The organism is Exiguobacterium sp. s11 (assembly GCF_018619015.1).
GTDB classification, from domain to species: Bacteria; Bacillota; Bacilli; order Exiguobacteriales; family Exiguobacteriaceae; genus Exiguobacterium_A; species Exiguobacterium_A indicum.
The window spans coordinates 356,240-373,224 of sequence record NZ_JACSNF010000001.1 but is presented as its reverse complement, the minus strand read 5'-3'; the positions used below and the strand labels follow the sequence as shown (position 1 = coordinate 373,224).

Annotated in this window: 17 protein-coding genes and 1 tRNA gene; 11 read left to right on the top strand and 7 right to left on the bottom strand. The window is 47.3% G+C overall.

Annotated features, from left to right (window positions below; all coding sequences use genetic code 11):
• Positions 1-27 precede the first annotated feature (27 nt).
• The 11 genes from KNQ12_RS02290 (at position 28) to KNQ12_RS02240 (ending at position 11,004) form a co-directional block, all read left to right on the top strand.
• A complete protein-coding gene (locus tag KNQ12_RS02290) occupies positions 28-1,038 on the top strand; it encodes a S66 family peptidase (protein WP_214746135.1) in 1,011 nt (336 codons plus the stop codon).
• A 15-nt stretch (positions 1,039-1,053) separates the two neighbouring features.
• Positions 1,054-1,395: a hypothetical protein gene (locus KNQ12_RS02285; protein WP_023468553.1), complete on the top strand. Its 342-nt coding sequence runs from the start codon at positions 1,054-1,056 to the stop codon at positions 1,393-1,395.
• Positions 1,396-1,416: 21 nt separating this feature from the next.
• Positions 1,417-2,349 (top strand): alpha/beta hydrolase, encoded by a 933-nt coding sequence (locus KNQ12_RS02280; RefSeq protein WP_055968447.1) that lies wholly within the window; start codon positions 1,417-1,419, stop codon positions 2,347-2,349.
• Between the two features lie 42 nt (positions 2,350-2,391).
• A tRNA-Leu gene (locus tag KNQ12_RS02275) sits at positions 2,392-2,475 on the top strand.
• Between the two features lie 201 nt (positions 2,476-2,676).
• Positions 2,677-3,444, top strand: coding sequence for a transporter substrate-binding domain-containing protein (locus tag KNQ12_RS02270; protein ID WP_023468551.1), 768 nt, complete (start codon positions 2,677-2,679; stop codon positions 3,442-3,444).
• A gap of 31 nt (positions 3,445-3,475) precedes the next feature.
• Entirely contained in the window at positions 3,476-4,120 is a 645-nt protein-coding gene (locus KNQ12_RS02265; protein WP_023468550.1) for an amino acid ABC transporter permease, read from the top strand.
• Complete coding sequence (locus tag KNQ12_RS02260; protein ID WP_251055696.1) at positions 4,117-4,845, top strand: amino acid ABC transporter ATP-binding protein; 729 nt, start codon at positions 4,117-4,119, stop codon at positions 4,843-4,845. Before KNQ12_RS02265 ends, KNQ12_RS02260 begins: the two co-directional genes overlap by 4 nt.
• 312 nt (positions 4,846-5,157) lie before the next feature.
• Positions 5,158-7,998 (top strand): 2-oxoglutarate dehydrogenase E1 component, encoded by a 2,841-nt coding sequence (locus KNQ12_RS02255; RefSeq protein ID WP_055968445.1) that lies wholly within the window; start codon positions 5,158-5,160, stop codon positions 7,996-7,998.
• A gap of 35 nt (positions 7,999-8,033) precedes the next feature.
• Positions 8,034-9,290 carry a 2-oxoglutarate dehydrogenase complex dihydrolipoyllysine-residue succinyltransferase gene (gene odhB / locus KNQ12_RS02250; protein ID WP_055968443.1) on the top strand — a complete coding sequence of 419 codons (1,257 nt, stop codon included), beginning with the start codon at positions 8,034-8,036 and terminating at the stop codon, positions 9,288-9,290.
• Between the two features lie 157 nt (positions 9,291-9,447).
• The gene (locus KNQ12_RS02245) at positions 9,448-10,344 is read left to right on the top strand and encodes a glycerophosphodiester phosphodiesterase (RefSeq protein ID WP_214746132.1); all 897 of its coding nucleotides are present in this window, start codon (positions 9,448-9,450) and stop codon (positions 10,342-10,344) included.
• Between the two features lie 216 nt (positions 10,345-10,560).
• Positions 10,561-11,004: an Rrf2 family transcriptional regulator gene (locus tag KNQ12_RS02240; protein WP_214746128.1), complete on the top strand. Its 444-nt coding sequence runs from the start codon at positions 10,561-10,563 to the stop codon at positions 11,002-11,004.
• A gap of 53 nt (positions 11,005-11,057) precedes the next feature.
• Here the strand turns inward: KNQ12_RS02240 and mnhG are convergent, their stop codons facing one another.
• The 7 genes from mnhG to KNQ12_RS02205 are packed head-to-tail and all read right to left on the bottom strand — an operon-like array spanning position 11,058 to position 16,845.
• Positions 11,058-11,432 carry a monovalent cation/H(+) antiporter subunit G gene (gene mnhG / locus KNQ12_RS02235; protein ID WP_023468544.1) on the bottom strand — a complete coding sequence of 125 codons (375 nt, stop codon included), beginning with the start codon at positions 11,430-11,432 and terminating at the stop codon, positions 11,058-11,060.
• A complete protein-coding gene (locus tag KNQ12_RS02230) occupies positions 11,416-11,652 on the bottom strand; it encodes a Na(+)/H(+) antiporter subunit F1 (protein ID WP_369792030.1) in 237 nt (78 codons plus the stop codon). Before KNQ12_RS02230 ends, mnhG begins: the two co-directional genes overlap by 17 nt.
• Before the next feature lie 47 nt (positions 11,653-11,699).
• Complete coding sequence (locus tag KNQ12_RS02225) at positions 11,700-12,176, bottom strand: Na+/H+ antiporter subunit E (RefSeq protein ID WP_023468542.1); 477 nt, start codon at positions 12,174-12,176, stop codon at positions 11,700-11,702.
• Positions 12,177-12,179: 3 nt separating this feature from the next.
• On the bottom strand, positions 12,180-13,667 hold the full coding sequence (locus KNQ12_RS02220; protein ID WP_214746125.1) for a Na+/H+ antiporter subunit D: 1,488 nt from the start codon (positions 13,665-13,667) through the stop codon (positions 12,180-12,182).
• Entirely contained in the window at positions 13,660-14,001 is a 342-nt protein-coding gene (locus KNQ12_RS02215) for a Na(+)/H(+) antiporter subunit C (RefSeq protein WP_023468540.1), read from the bottom strand. The genes KNQ12_RS02220 and KNQ12_RS02215 overlap by 8 nt, the downstream gene beginning before the upstream one ends.
• A 1-nt stretch (position 14,002) precedes the next feature.
• Positions 14,003-14,443, bottom strand: coding sequence for a Na(+)/H(+) antiporter subunit B (locus tag KNQ12_RS02210; protein ID WP_023468539.1), 441 nt, complete (start codon positions 14,441-14,443; stop codon positions 14,003-14,005).
• The gene (locus tag KNQ12_RS02205; RefSeq protein WP_214746122.1) at positions 14,440-16,845 is read right to left on the bottom strand and encodes a Na+/H+ antiporter subunit A; all 2,406 of its coding nucleotides are present in this window, start codon (positions 16,843-16,845) and stop codon (positions 14,440-14,442) included. Before KNQ12_RS02205 ends, KNQ12_RS02210 begins: the two co-directional genes overlap by 4 nt.
• Between the last annotated feature and the right edge of the window lie 140 nt (positions 16,846-16,985).

The window sequence follows — 16,985 nt, the reverse complement described above, 5'->3', positions numbered from 1 at the left end:
CACACTATGACATTATAGGGGGTCACCATGAAATATCCATTTTTAGGTTGGACAGGTCAAACGATCGGAGTGACGGCGCCCTCCTCCGGATTACGTGAACAGCAACAGGAATGGGTCGAACGAGCAGTTGAACAGGTACAAGCACGACAAATGAACGTCCGTTTAGGCGAAACGATTTGGTCGCATCAACATGCTGAGAGTGCACCGGCTAAACAACGGGCCGAAGAATTGAACCGCATGATGACGGATGAGACGATTGATGCCGTCATCCCGCCATTTGGCGGGGAACGCGCCATTGATCTTTTACCTGAGTTGACGCTAGCTACTTACCAAACAAAATGGTTGCTTGGCTATTCCGATATCAGTACGCTATTGCTCAGTCTGACGCTTCAGACGGGAATTGCAACAGCACATGGTCCGAATTTCGTTGAGCTTCGAAGTGAAGAATGGGACGAGACGACAAGTGCCTGGCGACGAGTACTTGCGACGCCAACTGGAGGAACCGTTACACAGTGGGCTTCCGATCGTTATCAATCCGAGTGGACTGATGAAGAACGTCCAGCAGGTTCGTTATTTCAGCTAACGGAAGCGACGGAATGGAAAGCACTTGATGAGCGAACAGAAGTGACCGGACGTATACTTGGTGGGTGCCTAGAGACGATTCGCCATCTGATTGGGACACCGTATGGAGATGTGCAGCGTTTCCAGCGTGAAGAGATCAACGGAGAACCGATACTCTGGTACTTTGAGGTGTCTGAAGCGAATTCGGCAGAGGTGCACCGGACGCTGCGACAAATGGCGTATGCTGGCTGGTTCAACCATGCGGCTGGCTTTTTATTCGGGCGCACGTCTGCAAGGATTACAGAAGACCTGACATGGCTAAACGTGTATCAATATCTAGCGGATGAGAAAGGCTTACCAGTCTTATACGATCTTGACATCGGTCATCAGCCGCCGCAGGTGACGTTAATCAATGGAGCGACGGGTACGGTTCGTATTCAAGGAAAAGATTCACGAATCGATCTGACGTTCAACTAAAAAGGAGAGCACGCAATGGCACGTCGTAAGTTTCAAGCATTAGGCGTTTATAAACGCGTCCATATCAATCCGGAGACACGTCGGATGACGTTACCGGAACCATTTTACGATGCACTTCGTCTAGAAGATGAATTGCTGATTGCACAAGTCGGAGATGTTCTCGTCATGCGACGTCCGGGGGAGGTCGTCGAGACAGAAACAGATTTATTGAGCGAACTCGTAGAAGATGGATTCACGGGTACAGAGCTCGTCCAAGAATTTGCCTACCGGCGTCAGCAACAAGAACAGCGATTACGTCAACAAGTCTTGCAGGATGAAGAGGATGACCATGCTGCTCAACTGAAGATCGAGTTATAACGGAAAGAAGGAGTGGGACAGATGCGTCGCAGAACAAAAATTGGAATCGGAGTCATCGGATCCGGATTAGTAGCAGCGAGTTATTATTTTTACGAGATGGCAATCGCTACGAATCCAAAGCCATTCTTATCGAATAATCGAGATCTAAGTGACGAGATGGTCCGATTGATGCAACCTGGTCAGACATGGATCAAGGAGCAACCGCTTGAGCGGATCGAGATTGAAGCGAAAGACGGTTTAACGTTACGCGGGCATTTTCTTCCGTCACCTGTTCCGTCAGATCGGATCGTCATTCTCGTGCACGGGTACGGAGGCGTCGGAACGGATTTAGCCGGATTCGCCTATCTGTACCATCAGGCCGGTTTCCATGTCATGATGCCCGATAATCGTGGACACGGAATGAGTGACGGTCACTACATCGGATTCGGATGGCATGATCGGGAAGATTGTCTCAGTTGGTCGAACTATCTGATTGAACGGATCGGACAGGAGGCGAAACTATTCCTGCATGGCGTATCGATGGGAGGGGCGACCGTATTGATGACGAGTGGCGAACAACTCCCACCACAAATCAAAGGAATCATTTCTGATTGTGCCTATACGTCCGTTAATGCAGTCCTTGCGTATCAGATGAAGCGGATGTACCGTCTACCACACTTTCCGTTCTTAGGCATGACGAGCGTATTGACGAAGCTAAAGGCTGGTTATACGTTCCGTGAAGCATCTGCGCTGAAACAGGTCAAAAAGGCACAAGTACCGATTTTGTTCATCCATGGTGGGGCGGATACATTCGTACCGACAGACATGGTGTATGAGCTGTATGAAGCTTGTCCAACGGAAAAAGAGCTCGTCGTCATTCCAAATGCCGCTCATGCGATGGCCTATTTTGAGGATCCAGCATTGTATGATGATGTCGTCGAGAAGTTCGTTCGCAACATCTTGCGAAATGATTGACAACTCCGTTCTTTACCCGCTATATTAATATCATAAATCAACGTCGTCGTGGCGGAACTGGTAGACGCGCTAGACTCAGAATCTAGTGGTGGCAACACCGTGGAGGTTCAAGTCCTCTCGGCGGCATAAATGATTGAAGGAGGCAATCCCAGCAGGGGGTTGCCCTTTTTTTATTGCTGAATAGAAAACGATTACAACGAATAAAAATTCAGAAATATTTATCTTTTTAGAATTTTTCTGGTAAAATACGTTTTAAAGAGGGTACTCTTCAGGGAAAGTACTAAGTGAAGTAGACAATCTTTAACACATAGGAGAGGGGAAACAAACATGAAAAAAGGGAGTATCTTGCTAGCGCTCTTGATGAGCTGTGTTCTCGTACTTGGTGCATGTAGCATCGGTTCGAAAGAAGAAGAGTCGTCTGAAGGAAAGACTTATAAGGTCGGCATTGACGTCACGTATCCACCATTCGAATATAAAGACGGGGATACGTACAAAGGAATCGACATCGATCTCATGAAAGCAATCGCGAAGGATCAGAACTTCAAGATCCAATTTGAAGCGATGGACTTTAGCGGCATCATTCCGGCACTTCAAGCAAATCAATTGGACGTTGCCATTGCCGGTATGAGTATTACGCCAGAACGGAAGAAAGTCGTCACATTCTCGGATCCATACTTCAAAGCTGGTCTTATTCTAGTCGTCAAAGAAGATGAGAATGGTATTAAATCTGTCAACGATTTAAAAGGGAAAAAAGTAGCCGTCAAAAAGGGAACGACGGGTGCGAAATATGCAACGGATAACGCAGATAAACTGGGCTTTACAGTCACACAGTTCAATGACAGTCCAGCGATGTTCCAAGAAGTGAAGAATGGTAACGCTGCTGCTTTGATTGAAGATTATCCTGTCATCTCATATGCAAATAAACAACAAAACCTTGGATTAAAACTTGTCGGAGACCGTCTCAACGGGGACAACTACGGAATCGCTGTCTTAAAAGGTGAGAACGAGGATCTGATGAAGAAAATCAACAAAGGGCTTGCGAATCTGAAAGAAAACGGTGAATACGATAAAATCGTTGACACGTATCTGAAATAAGTCGCAAGGCGATAAGGGAGTGGGATAGCCAATGGAAGTGGTCAAAACCGCATTTCCATTTTTCTTGGAAGGGCTTCAAGTCACATTGTATATTTTCATCATCGCGGTCATCGTCGGCTTTCTGATTGGCTTAGTCGTCGCATTGATGCGGTTATCACCATCAAAAATCTTAAACGGGATCGCAATTGTCTATATTGATGTCATTCGCGGAACGCCGTTCATCGTTCAGTTATTCTTCATCTATTTTGGACTCAATTCGCTCGAATGGTTATCGATGGACCGGATGTATGCAGGGATACTGACGGTCGCAATCAATGCCGGTGCTTATTTTGCGGAGATCATTCGAGCTGGTATCCAGTCGATTGATAAAGGACAAACAGAAGCTGCGCGTTCACTCGGGATGACAGGCCGTCAAACGATGGTACAGATCATCTTACCGCAAGCATTCCGACGGATGTTACCAACGATTACGAACCAATCGATCATCAGCTTAAAAGATACATCGTTGCTGTCGATCATCGGAATCGCTGACTTGACGCAACAAGGTCAGGTTCAGCAATCGACGACGTTCGAACCATTTATCGTCTGGTCTGTCGTCGGATTGATGTACTTCGTCATCATTTATCTCTTGTCCTTAGTGGCGAAGTTCTTGGAACGGAGGTTTACATTACGATGAGTATCATTGAAGTGAAGAACTTAAAAAAATCCTTCGGTTCGAATGAAGTCTTAAAAGACATCAACGTCTCGATTGCAGAAAAAGAAGTCGTTTGTGTCATCGGTCCGTCGGGATCTGGGAAAAGTACGTTTTTACGCTGTTTGAATCGATTGGAAGAGATCACGGGTGGCACGGTCATCGTCGATGATTTCGACATTACGAGTCCAAAGGTCGATATCAACAAGGTCCGGGAAGAAGTCGGGATGGTCTTTCAACATTTTAATCTCTTCCCACATAAGACCGTGCTAGAAAACGTCACGCTCGCACCGATTAAAGTGCGTAAATCGGATAAAGACCAGGCGAAACAGCGGGCACTTGAACTACTCGATAAAGTCGGATTACGTGAAAAAGCGGATAATTATCCAGGTGAATTATCTGGAGGTCAAAAACAGCGGGTCGCTATTGCCCGCGCGCTTGCGATGAATCCGAAAATCATGTTGTTTGATGAGCCAACGTCAGCGCTTGACCCGGAAATGGTCGGTGACGTGCTTGCCGTCATGAAACAGCTTGCCCTTGAAGGCATGACGATGGTCGTCGTGACCCATGAGATGGGATTTGCTCGAGAGGTTGGAGATCGCGTCTTATTCATGGATGGTGGCTATATCGTCGAAGAGAACGTGCCACAAGCATTGTTTGATTCTCCACAACACGAACGGACGCAATCGTTCCTTAGTAAAGTCTTATGATGGAACCGGCGTATCTAAATGCGGATACGCCGGTTTTTTGACGAATCATAAATAACTGGCTAAGCGCTCATAAGAAAAACTTATACATTTAAGCGCAAGAATTTGGGAATTCGAAATGCACACACAGGAAAAGAGTAGTAATATAGTAACGAAGGCACTTTCATGGAAGAATGACACGATCATTCCTTCTCATGACGTTCAGCGTTTTATTCATGCAATTCCTTTTGAAAGCGCTAACAGGTAGAGGGCTGGAAACACATCGAGTATCCACTGGATGTGTGGGGAGAAATATAGAAACGGGGGGAACCGTACATGGCAGGCCACGAGCAAGATCAACAAGCATTCTATGGACCAAACCTTGGCTACATCATTGAATTGTACGAGCGTTTTTTAGAAGACAAAACATCCGTTGATGAGGAGACACGTGCTTATTTCGAAGAGCATGGTGCACCCGTGACGGAACCAGTTGTACCGATGCAAGTCGAGACAGGAGATTTCGAAAAATATCTTGCGGCGAATCGTTTAGCGGAACAAATTCGTGCAAAAGGACATCTTGCGGCGGATATCTATCCGCTGAAGGACCATCCGCGAGAAACAGGATTATTCGAATTGAGTCAGTACGGATTGACAGAAGCAGATCTTCGAAAAATGCCAGTCTCACTCGTCTGTCCTGAACCACCAACTGGTGTACAGGACGCATTTGAAGGCATCGAACATTTAAAAGCGCAGTACACGGGAGCAGCCGCAGTTGAGTTCCAGCATGTCGACGATCTCGATGAAAAGAAATGGCTCCGTCAGAAAATCGAGCAAGGTGCTTTGACAGCGACGCTAGACGCTGAACAAAAGAAACAGTTGTTCAAACGCTTAGCTGAAACGGACCTCTTCGAAAAATACTTGCACAAAACATACGTCGGTCAAAAACGCTTCTCGATTGAAGGACTTGACGCGATGGTGCCATTGCTCGACACAATCGTCGGACACCTCATCTCGAACGGGTCGGAGACGATCAATATCGGAATGGCACACCGTGGACGGTTGAACGTTTTGGCGCACGTACTCGGGAAGCCGTATGAAATGATCTTTGCTGAGTTCCAGCATGCACCAAACCATGACCTCGTACCATCTGAAGGCTCGATTGGGATCACGTACGGTTGGACGGGCGACGTGAAGTATCACCTCGGTTTAAACCGAAAACTTGAGCAAGAGACACGTAACGTGCGGATGACGCTTGCGAACAATCCGTCGCACCTTGAGTTCGTCGACCCAGTCGTCGAAGGCTTCACACGTGCGGCACAAGATGATCGCTCACAAAAAGGAGCACCACGCCAAGAGCAAGCGGCTGCCGCTGCGATCCTGATCCACGGTGATGCAGCGTTCCCAGGTCAAGGAATCGTGGCTGAAACATTGAACTTAGCGAATCTCAAAGGATATAACACCGGCGGAACGATTCATATCATCGCGAACAACACGATCGGCTTCACGACGGAGCCGACGGACTCCCGTTCGACGCGTTACTCGAGTGATCTTGCCAAAGGATATGAGATCCCAGTCTTCCACGTCAATGCGGATGAGCCGGAAAGCTGTCTCGCTGTCGCGTTGCTCGCGAGCGAGTACCGGGCAACGTTTAAGAAGGATGTCATGATTGATTTGATCGGATATCGTCGTTTTGGTCATAACGAAATGGATGAACCGATGAATACGAACCCGGTCTTATACGATTTGATTCATAAACATGATCCAATTCGTGTCTTGTACGGGAAAACACTTGTCGCGAACGGGGATGCGACAGCTGACGAAATTCAATCGATTGAAACATCGATCAATGACCAGATGAAAGCAGCTCGTGAAAAAGTACCAAACGTCGAGAAAGAGTATGGTGGGGTCATGCCGGACGTCGTCTTTAAAGGCGTTCCGACCATCGAGACAGGGGTCTCGATTGAAACATTGACGGCGTACAATGAAGAATTATTACAGTGGCCAGACGGCTTCCAAGTGTTCCATAAACTTGAGAAGGTCCTGAAGCGCCGGACGGATGCGTTCTCAACGAAGAACGGAATTGACTGGGGACATGCCGAAACATTGGCGTTCGCTTCGATTCTCTCAGATGGAACACCCATCCGCTTGAGCGGTCAAGATTCTGAACGGGGAACGTTCGCACAACGGAACATTAATCTTCATGATGTGAAAACAGGAGAAGGCTTTTCGCCACTCCATGCCTTGTCAACGGCAACTGCATCATTCTCGGTCTACAACAGTCCGTTGTCTGAAGCAGGTGTACTTGGTTTTGAATACGGTTATAACGTCTTCGCTCCGGAAACACTTGTATTATGGGAAGCGCAATATGGGGACTTTGCGAACTCAGGTCAAGTCATCTTCGACCAGTTCATCTCAGCTAGCCGAGCAAAATGGGGACAAACGTCAGGTCTCGTCATGTTGCTTCCGCATGGTTATGAGGGGCAAGGACCAGAACACTCGAGTGGTCGTTTAGAACGTTTCTTGACGTTATCGGGTGAGAAAAACTGGACGGTCGCGAACGTGTCAAGTGCTGCCCAGTACTTCCACCTGTTGCGCCGACAAGCAGCGATTCTCGGGAAAGAGGAAGTCCGACCGCTCGTCGTCATGACGCCGAAGAGTCTCTTGCGTCATCCGCTTGCGACATCCGATGTCTCTGAGTTGACGGAAGGTAGTTTCCAACGTGTCATCGAACAAGCTGGACTTGGCGAAGCACCAGATCGTGTTAAACGTCTTGTGTTCTGTTCTGGTAAGATGGCAATCGATCTAGCAGAAGCCGTTTCAAAATCAGATGAGAATCTCGATTGGCTACAAATCGTCCGGGTCGAGGAGTTGTATCCGTTCCCGGCGAAAGCCTTACAAGAAGTCATCGCGCGCTATGAAGCCGTCGAAGAGATGGTCTGGGTACAAGAAGAACCGAAAAACATGGGGGCTTGGTCCTTCATGGAACCTCGACTTGAGACAGTCGCACCGAACGGCATCCAAACCGTCCGTTACATCGGTCGTCGTCGTCGTTCTAGTACAGCAGAAGGTGACCCGTCAGGTCATAAAGTAGAGCAGGCACGTATCATCAATGATGCACTCACAGCGACTGTTTCTACTCCAACAGCACCATCACACGTATCAAATCACACATCATAACTTAAGATAGAATCGAGTCATAGGGGGAGAATACGATGGAAATCAAAGTACCAGAACTTGCCGAATCAATTACTGAAGGAACGGTGGCGTCTTGGTTAAAACAACCAGGTGATCACGTGGAAAAAGGGGAAGCCATCGTTGAGCTCGAGACAGATAAAGTCAACATCGAAGTACCGTCAGATGAAGCAGGTACGTTGACGGAAGTGATGGCTGCTGAAGGAGATACAGTTCGCGTCGGGGAAACGATTGCTGTCATCTCTGCTGGTGGCGAGGCTCCAAAACCGGCTGCGGCAGAACCAGTACAAGAAACGCCAAAAGAGACACCAAAAGCAGAAGAAAAAGCGGAACAACCGGTGGCTGCAGCAGCGACTGAAAGTACATCTGTTGCGGATCGTCCGATTGCTTCACCTGCTGCCCGTAAACTGGCTCGTGAAAAAGGAATCGATTTAGCGCAAGTGGCGACGCAAGATCCACTTGGTCGCATCCGCGTCCAAGACGTCGCGACGTTTGAAGTAGCACCACGTGAGCAAGCAAAACCGGCTCCTACGAAACCCGCTACACCGGCACCAGCACCTGCAGCCGCTCCTGGGAAACCGGAAGAGCGAATCAAGATGTCACGCCGTCGTAAGACGATTGCGAACCGACTCGTTGAAGTTCAACAAACGGCAGCGATGTTGACGACATTCAATGAGATCGATATGTCAGCGGTCATGGCACTACGTAAACGTCGCCAAGAGAAATTTGTGAAGGAAAACGAAGTCAAGCTCGGCTTCATGTCATTCTTTACAAAAGCAGCAGTCGCAGCACTGAAGAAGATGCCATACTTGAATGCTGAGATTCAAGGGGATGAAATCGTCCTGAAGAAATTCTACGATATCGGGATTGCGGTCTCAGCACCGGACGGTCTCGTCGTTCCTGTCGTACGTGATGCGGACAAGAAGAACTTCGCTGAGATTGAAAAAGATATCATTCAACTCGCTGTCAAAGCGCGTGACAACAAACTCGGTCTATCTGATTTGACGGGTGGTACGTTCACGATCACGAATGGTGGTACGTTCGGTTCACTCATGTCGACACCGATCTTGAACGGTCCACAAGTCGCGATTCTAGGGATGCATGCAATCAACTTGCGTCCTGTCGCGATTGATGCTGAACGGATGGAAAACCGTCCGATGATGTATGTCGCACTCTCCTACGACCACCGAATCGTTGATGGAAAAGAAGCCGTTACGTTCCTGAAGCACATCAAAGATTTGCTTGAAGATCCAGAGTCATTGATTTTCGAAGCGTAAGTTTCAAGAAGACCCGTTTGATCGAACGGGTCTTTTTCTATGTCGTAATAACACTTTGTCATCAAATCACGAAATGACATTTACATTTTCTCTATATCAGCTTCATACATACGACTTAGGATAGGTATTGTAAGAATATTTCAAGGGGGAATCAATTATGTTGAAACAATTTGGGTTAACGATGGCTGCAGGCGCGATATTAAGTACAGGTTTTCCGACAGAAGATGTCGGTGCACAATCAAAAGGAAAATCATTGCTCGATCCAAATCGAATCATCAACGTCGCTCACCGCGGAGCTTCAGGGTATGCACCAGAGCATACGATGCCAGCTTATGAAATGGGACATAAGAAATTTAAAGCAGATTACATCGAGATTGACTTACAGATGACAAAAGATGGTCAATTGATTGCGATGCACGATGAAACGGTTGATCGGACGACAGATGGGACGGGTGCTGTCAAAGACAAGACACTTGAAGAAATCAAGAAGCTTGATGCAGGAAGCTGGTTCAATGAAGTAAACCCTTCACTTGCTCGAAAAGAGTACGCTGGATTAAAAGTGCCGACACTTGAAGAAATTTTCTCGACATATGGAAAGCATGCGAACTATTATATTGAAACAAAATCGCCAGAGGTTTATCCAGGTATGGAAGAGAAGTTATTGAATACCTTAAAAGCTTATGGTTTATCGAGTGATCGTGTAAAACCGGGTCAAGTCTTAATTCAATCGTTCAGTGAAGCAAGCCTTCAAAAAATCAAAGCCATGGATCCGAATGTACCGCTTATTCAGTTGATGGAAGCGAACGAAGTCAAGGCATTGACGGATGATCGATTGACTGCAATCCGTCAGTATGCAGTCGGTGTCGGTCCTTCCTTCAAAGCGTTGACACGTGAGAACATCTCAGCGATTCGCGCGCATGATTTATTACTTCACCCGTATACTGTCAATGAAAAAGCGGATATGGTACGTATGCTGGATTATGGTGTTACAGGTGTTTTTACGAACTATGCTGACCGTTTCAATGATGTCGTGAAAGGGCTGTACAAAAAATAAAGTAAAAACGAAACAGTACTATTTCTTCTTTCGAACAGGAAAGGAGGAGTAGTTTTTTGTTTTTAAAACTCGTATTTTAAATCCAATATTTCATTCCATACGTAAACCCTATAGAGGTTTATCAGAATTTCGAATCATGAGACAAAACAATGTAGTCAGTTTCGTATTTCATGGTACGATTACAGTGCAGTTTTGGGAAGGAATGGAGTGAGGATCGTGAGAATTACACAGTATACGGATTATGGACTACGTGTGTTGATGTATCTCGGGGTGCACCGGGATGTTATCACACCAATGCCGCAGATTGCCAAGCATTATGGCATCTCATCCAACCATTTAATGAAGGTAACACAACAATTAGCGAAACTTGGCTATGTCGAATCAACAAGAGGTCGGTCAGGCGGACTCCGTTTGATTCGTGAGCCAAAAGACATCAACATCGGGAAAGTCGTTCGGGAGATGGAACCGATGGATATCGTCGAGTGTTTTGGAAGCAACAGTCATTGTGTCATCGAACCAGGATGCCGTCTAAAAGGTGTGCTCGGACGAGCGCTTCGAGCTTATATCCGGGAACTGGAACAGCATACATTAGAAGAATTGCTAGATAATCGTGATGAGTTGGCACTCTTGTTTGCTGCCTCATTTTTACAGCGTTCCTAATCAAAAAACCCTCGCTTCCGTGAATGGAAGCGAGGGTTTTGTCATAGCGATACTTATACATCATCTTGACGTTTCTTTGGTTCCACATGTTCTTTGTTCTGGGACAAGTCGTCTCGAACAGACGATTTCCATAGCGGCACATTGCTGTAATATGCAGCACGAGCGATCAGATGTCCTCCAATTGGTGCTGTGATGAGCACGAACAGAATGCCGAGAACGACACGAGAGGAGAAGAATCCATCTTCAGTGACGAAATAGATGATGACGCCGATTAAAATCGACATGACACCTAATGTCGCGCTTTTAGATGCAGCGTGAGCACGCGTATAGACATCCGGTAAGCGGATCAGACCAAGCGCGGTGACGAGACTAAATCCCATACCGAGCAAGGCGAAGACCGCGACGATCAATTCATTGGTTGCGATCACGTTCGATGATCTCTCCTTTCTCGATATATTTTGAAAAGGCAACTGTACCGATGAAGGCGAGTATACCAATCAACAGGATGACTTCGAGGTAGTCGCTCGTCCGTAAGATGATCGAGACAAGTCCAACGATTGAAATCAAGCTGATACCAATTGAATCAAGCGCTATGACACGATCCGCAACACTTGGTCCTTTGATGACCCGGTAAAACAGACCAAGCATCGAGAGAAAGACACCCCCGAGTGCGATATAGATTAAAATATCGAACATCACCGACTCACCTCCAGAATGGCTTTCTCAAAACTATCACGAATCGAAGCGACCGCTTCATCGACCTCTGGCATGTGGAGTGCATGAATGTAGAGTGTCTTATTATCATCCGAGATATCAACGACAAGCGTTCCCGGTGTCAGCGTGATCAGCATTGACAGCAACGTGATTTGCCACGGTTGATCGAGTTCGGTCTCATAGGCGAAAATACCAGGTTGAATATCTAACTTCGGCTTTAAAATGATTTTCAAGACATCGATGTTCGCGACGACAAGCTCGTAGAGAAAGCGGAAAAACAATAGGACGAGTGCGACGACAGGTCCGAGATAAAAGCGACCTTTGAAGCCGCGACGGAAAGCGAACATCGCAATCAGCCCTAGCGCGTAACCGATGACGAAACCGGAGGCCGAGAAATTGTTTGAGAGAAACATCCACAAGAATGCAAGAAATAAGTTGAGCAAGACTTGAAATGCCATGAATTAACGACCTCCTTTTAGTACGGCATCGATATAGAGCGTTGGATTCGTCAACGGTTCGACGGCTTGTTGAATCAGTGGACGCATCGCCTCAGCACCTACTCCATAGAGAACGCTGAGCGCAACTAAGACAATCGTAGGAACTAGCAGCTTGGGAACAAGCGCTTGTTTATCACCCGAGTAGGTCTTCGGTGTTCCCCAAAAGGCACGCATGAACAATTGAACGACGGAATACAAGACGAGCAGACTTGATAGTAAGACGATGATCGGTCCAATCAACTCACCAGCTTCAATACCACCACGAACAATCAGGAATTTCCCAATGAACCCGCTGAGCGGTGGAATCCCGGCAAGTGATAACGCCGCGATGAAGAACGTCCAACATAGTACAGGATAGGTTTTGATCATCCCTCCCATATCTTTCAGTTTACTCGAGCCGGCAATTCCGACCATGATCCCTACGAGAAGGAATAAAGCGGCTTTGATCAACATATCATGAAGAAGGTAGAAAATCGCACCTTCTAGTGCTTGCGGTGTCATGAGGGAAACCCCGTACAAGATGACCCCGACTGCGACGATGATGTTGTAGATGATGATTTGCTTCGCATCCCGTGTCGCAAGCGCACCGATCACCCCGATGATGATCGTACTGAGAGCAAGGATACTTAAGATTTGATGAATCGTTCCAATCTCATTTGAGAAGAACAAACTATACGTCCGTAAAATCCCGTAGACCCCGACCTTCGTCAGCAAGGCACCGAACAGAGCAAGAACAGGCGTCGGCGGTACTTGATAAGAACCAGGTAACCAGAAGTAGAGCGGGAAGATCGCACCTTTTAATCCGAAGACGATCAGGAATAACAAGGCGATGACGTTTAGGATTGCCGGCTGTCCGACCTCTGAAATCTTTTGACTGATATCCGCCATGCTGAGTGATCCGATGATTCCGTACAAGAAGGCCACCGTCATGACGAATAATGCGGACGAGATGACGTTGATCAAAAGATACTTCAGCGATTCTCGTAATTGTGCCGGTTTCCCGCCGAGAACGATCAAGACATAAGACGAAATCAGGAAGACTTCGAAGAAGACGAACATGTTAAAGATATCACCTGTCGTAAAGGCACCATTGACACCAACGAGCAGGAATTGAACGGCGATGAAATAGTAGTATCGTTGATAGGAAACGCTCAAGTAGACAATGGCATACCAGATGATACAAAGAACAAGAATGCTCGTCGTCGTGACGAGTAAAGCGGATAGCATGTCAGAGACGAGTGTGATACCAAAAGGTGCTGGCCAGCTACCGAGTGTGACTGTTAAGATGCCGTTCGACCGGACAGTCAGCACAAGATAGATGGAGACACAGACAGTCAAAATCGTCGAAAAGAGGGAAACGATTCGTTGTCCTTTGAGGTGTCTCGGGAAAAACATCAAGATGACACCCGTCAACAAAGGGATGATGATTGGTAGTAGCGGTAAGTTAATCATTCGAATCGGTTCCTTTCATCTCTTCGATATTATCGGTTCCGAGTTCTTGATAGGCACGATAAGCGAGTACCAAGAAAAAGGCAGTGACACCAAAGCTGATGACGATGGCGGTCAAGACGAGTGCTTGCGGTAGTGGATCCGTATAGGAAGTCACGCCGTCCTTTAAGACCGGAGCCGCGCCTCGTTTTAATCCACCCATCGTCATGACGAGTAGATGGGCAGCGTGGCTGAGCAACCCTGTTCCGATGATAATGCGAAGAATACTTTTCGAAAGAATGAGATAAATGGCACACATCGTCAGGATGCCTGCGGCGATCGCCATGATGATTTCCATATTAATCACTCTCCCCAATCGTTTGAATAATCGTCATCGTCACACCGACTACAACAAGATAAACACCAAGATCAAACAACATCGCCGTATGAAGTGATGTCTTACCGAATAACGGTAGGTTGAAATAGTCATGTGCATGTGTGAAGAACGGGACGTTAAAGACAAGCGCTCCTGAAGCCGTCAGTACGGCAATCAACATGCCAAGAGCCGTGATCCATTTGTAGTCGAATGGCAAAATCCGGCGTAACGTCTTGATGTCGTAAGCAAGTAAGATCAAGACAAGAGCAGACGCCGTCACAAGACCACCAATGAAACCGCCACCTGGCGTATAGTGTCCAGCAAAGAACAAGTAGACAGCAAACAGGAAGATGATGAACGTGATAAAGGAAGTCGCGGACTCTAAGATGACGTCATTCGTATGCTTTTTTGTCTGCTTTTTCATTTATCCATCCCTCCTGTTCGTCTGAATTTAATCATCGTGTAAATTCCGATTCCGGCAAGTGCGAGAACGGCAATCTCAAACAACGTATCGAAGCCACGGAAGTCGACGAGAATGACGTTGACCATATTACCGCCAGCGGCAAGATCAGCGACATTATCGATGTAATATTTGGCGATTGAAGTAAACGATCGTTGGCTGAGAGAAGCAAGTGCGACGAGTGTCACCGTCAGTCCGACGAGTGCCGAAATCAAGGCGTTGCCGAGCTTGAACGGAATGCGCTCTTCTTTCCGGCTGATTTCCGGTAAACGATAGAAAACGAGCAGGAACAGAGCGACCGATACTGTCTCGATGACGAGTTGCGTCAAGGCAAGGTCTGGCGCTCGGAACAAGACGAAGAACAGAGCGACCGTATAACCTGTCACACCGAGCAAGATGATCGATGTCAGTCGTGAACGCGCAAAGGTGATCGAGAGGGCACTCGAAACGAGAACGAGTGCAAGGATGATCTCATACGCGTCAATCGAGCTGATTGGATCAACCGCGAAGCGGAAGGCATCAAACCCGTATAATGCCGTCAAGATCAAGATGACGATGAATCCGAAGATGTAGACGAGATACGACCGCATGTATCCGGTCATGACCCTATCATGGATCTTTGTCGATGTCTGTTCACCACGACGTAACAAGGCGTCATATTGATGATTCAAGGAGACGGCACGTGGCATCCGGTTGTAAAGCGATTGCCAACGTGGGAGTGTTTTATACAAGATTACGCCAGCACTGATGATCACGAGTGTCAGGAATAATTCAGTATTGAATCCATGCCACATTGAAATATGCACATCAATCTTGCCACCCGCATCAACGACTTGCGGTAAGATCGCTTCGACTGCCGGTCGGATCAACGTATCCGATAATATATTCGGGAAGAGTCCGATGATGACGACGAGCGAGACGAGGACGAGAGGTGGAATCAACATGCCAATCGGTGCCTCGTGTGGTGTTTTCGGTAACTTGTCGTCTTGACGCTTACCGAAGAACGTTCTGCGGACAATCAAGATGCTATAGACGAATGTAAAGATACTTCCGACGACGGCGAGTACAGGAATAATCCAACCGTAAGACGGTAAGTGGAACAAGTCAGATCCTGAAACTTCAAGTACACCTGTCAAGAACATCTCTTTACTTAAGAAACCATTGAATGGTGGAATCCCCGCCATCGAAAGGGTCCCGATCATCGCAATCGTCATCGAAATCGGCATGAGTTGCGCAAGACCACCGAGCTTCCGAATGTCGCGAGTACCAGTCTCGTGATCGACGATTCCCGCCATCATGAAGAGACTGCCTTTAAACGTCGCGTGGTTGATCAGGTGGAAGATCGCAGCGACTGTCGCAATCGTATATAATCCGTCATCTAACGCGTCGACGTGCAAGGCGGCTGCTCCGAGTCCGAGCAAGGACATGATCAATCCAAGCTGAGAAATCGTCGAGTAAGCAAGGATTCCTTTCAAATCATGTTGTTTCACCGCATTGAGTGAACCCCAGAATAAGGTGAATATTCCGACAGATGAGACGAGATAGAACCAGAGCGACTCATCCGCAAAAATCGGACTGAAACGAGCGACAAGATACAACCCTGCCTTGACCATCGTTGCCGAGTGCAAGTAGGCGCTGACAGGGGTCGGTGCTTCCATCGCATCCGGTAACCAGATGTGGAACGGAAATTGAGCCGATTTCGTGAAGGCAGCTAGCAAGAATAAAACGAGGGCGACCGAAAAGAAGGGTTCACCTTGAATCGATTCAAGCGACGCATAGGTCTCACGAATACTTAACGATCCACTGAGTGTTGAGAGAATCGCGATTCCCCCAAGCATCGCTAGTCCACCGAAGACGGTGATCAGCATCGATTTTTGAGCGCCGTAACGAGAACGTTCCCGCTCGTACCAATAGGCGATCAATAAGAACGACGAAATCGACGTTAATTCCCAGAACAGATAGAGGACGATCATGTTATCTGACAGCACGACGCCAAGCATGGCGGTCATGAACATCAACAGATAAACATAAAATGTTCCGAGTGATTCTTTTTTCGCATCTAAATAAAAAATCGAATAAAGAACGACGAGTGAGCCGATTCCTGTGATCAATAGTGCGAACAATAAGCCGAGTCCGTCGAGATACGTGACGAAATCGATACCGAGCGATGGTATCCACGGCATGCGTGCCGTAAAGGTCTCACCTGACATCGTACCAGCGAGAAAGCGGCTGAAATACGAAACGAGCAGTACAGGTACGACAAGTACAAACCAACCGGTATGAATGTTCGGAAGGCGTTTCGCTAGAAGCGGAATGAAAAGACTGATCAATATGGGCAGTAAAATAGCCCCGTGCATCACGGACACGAAATTCCCTCCTTTGTGACATCGACGACCAAAAATGAAAAAGGGACGCGAACGCAAGCTGTTGAAGCTCGGAACTGTCCAGTAGAAGACACGATTCATTTTGTTCGTCGAAGATGTTTCTGAATCAAGTATAGCGTACT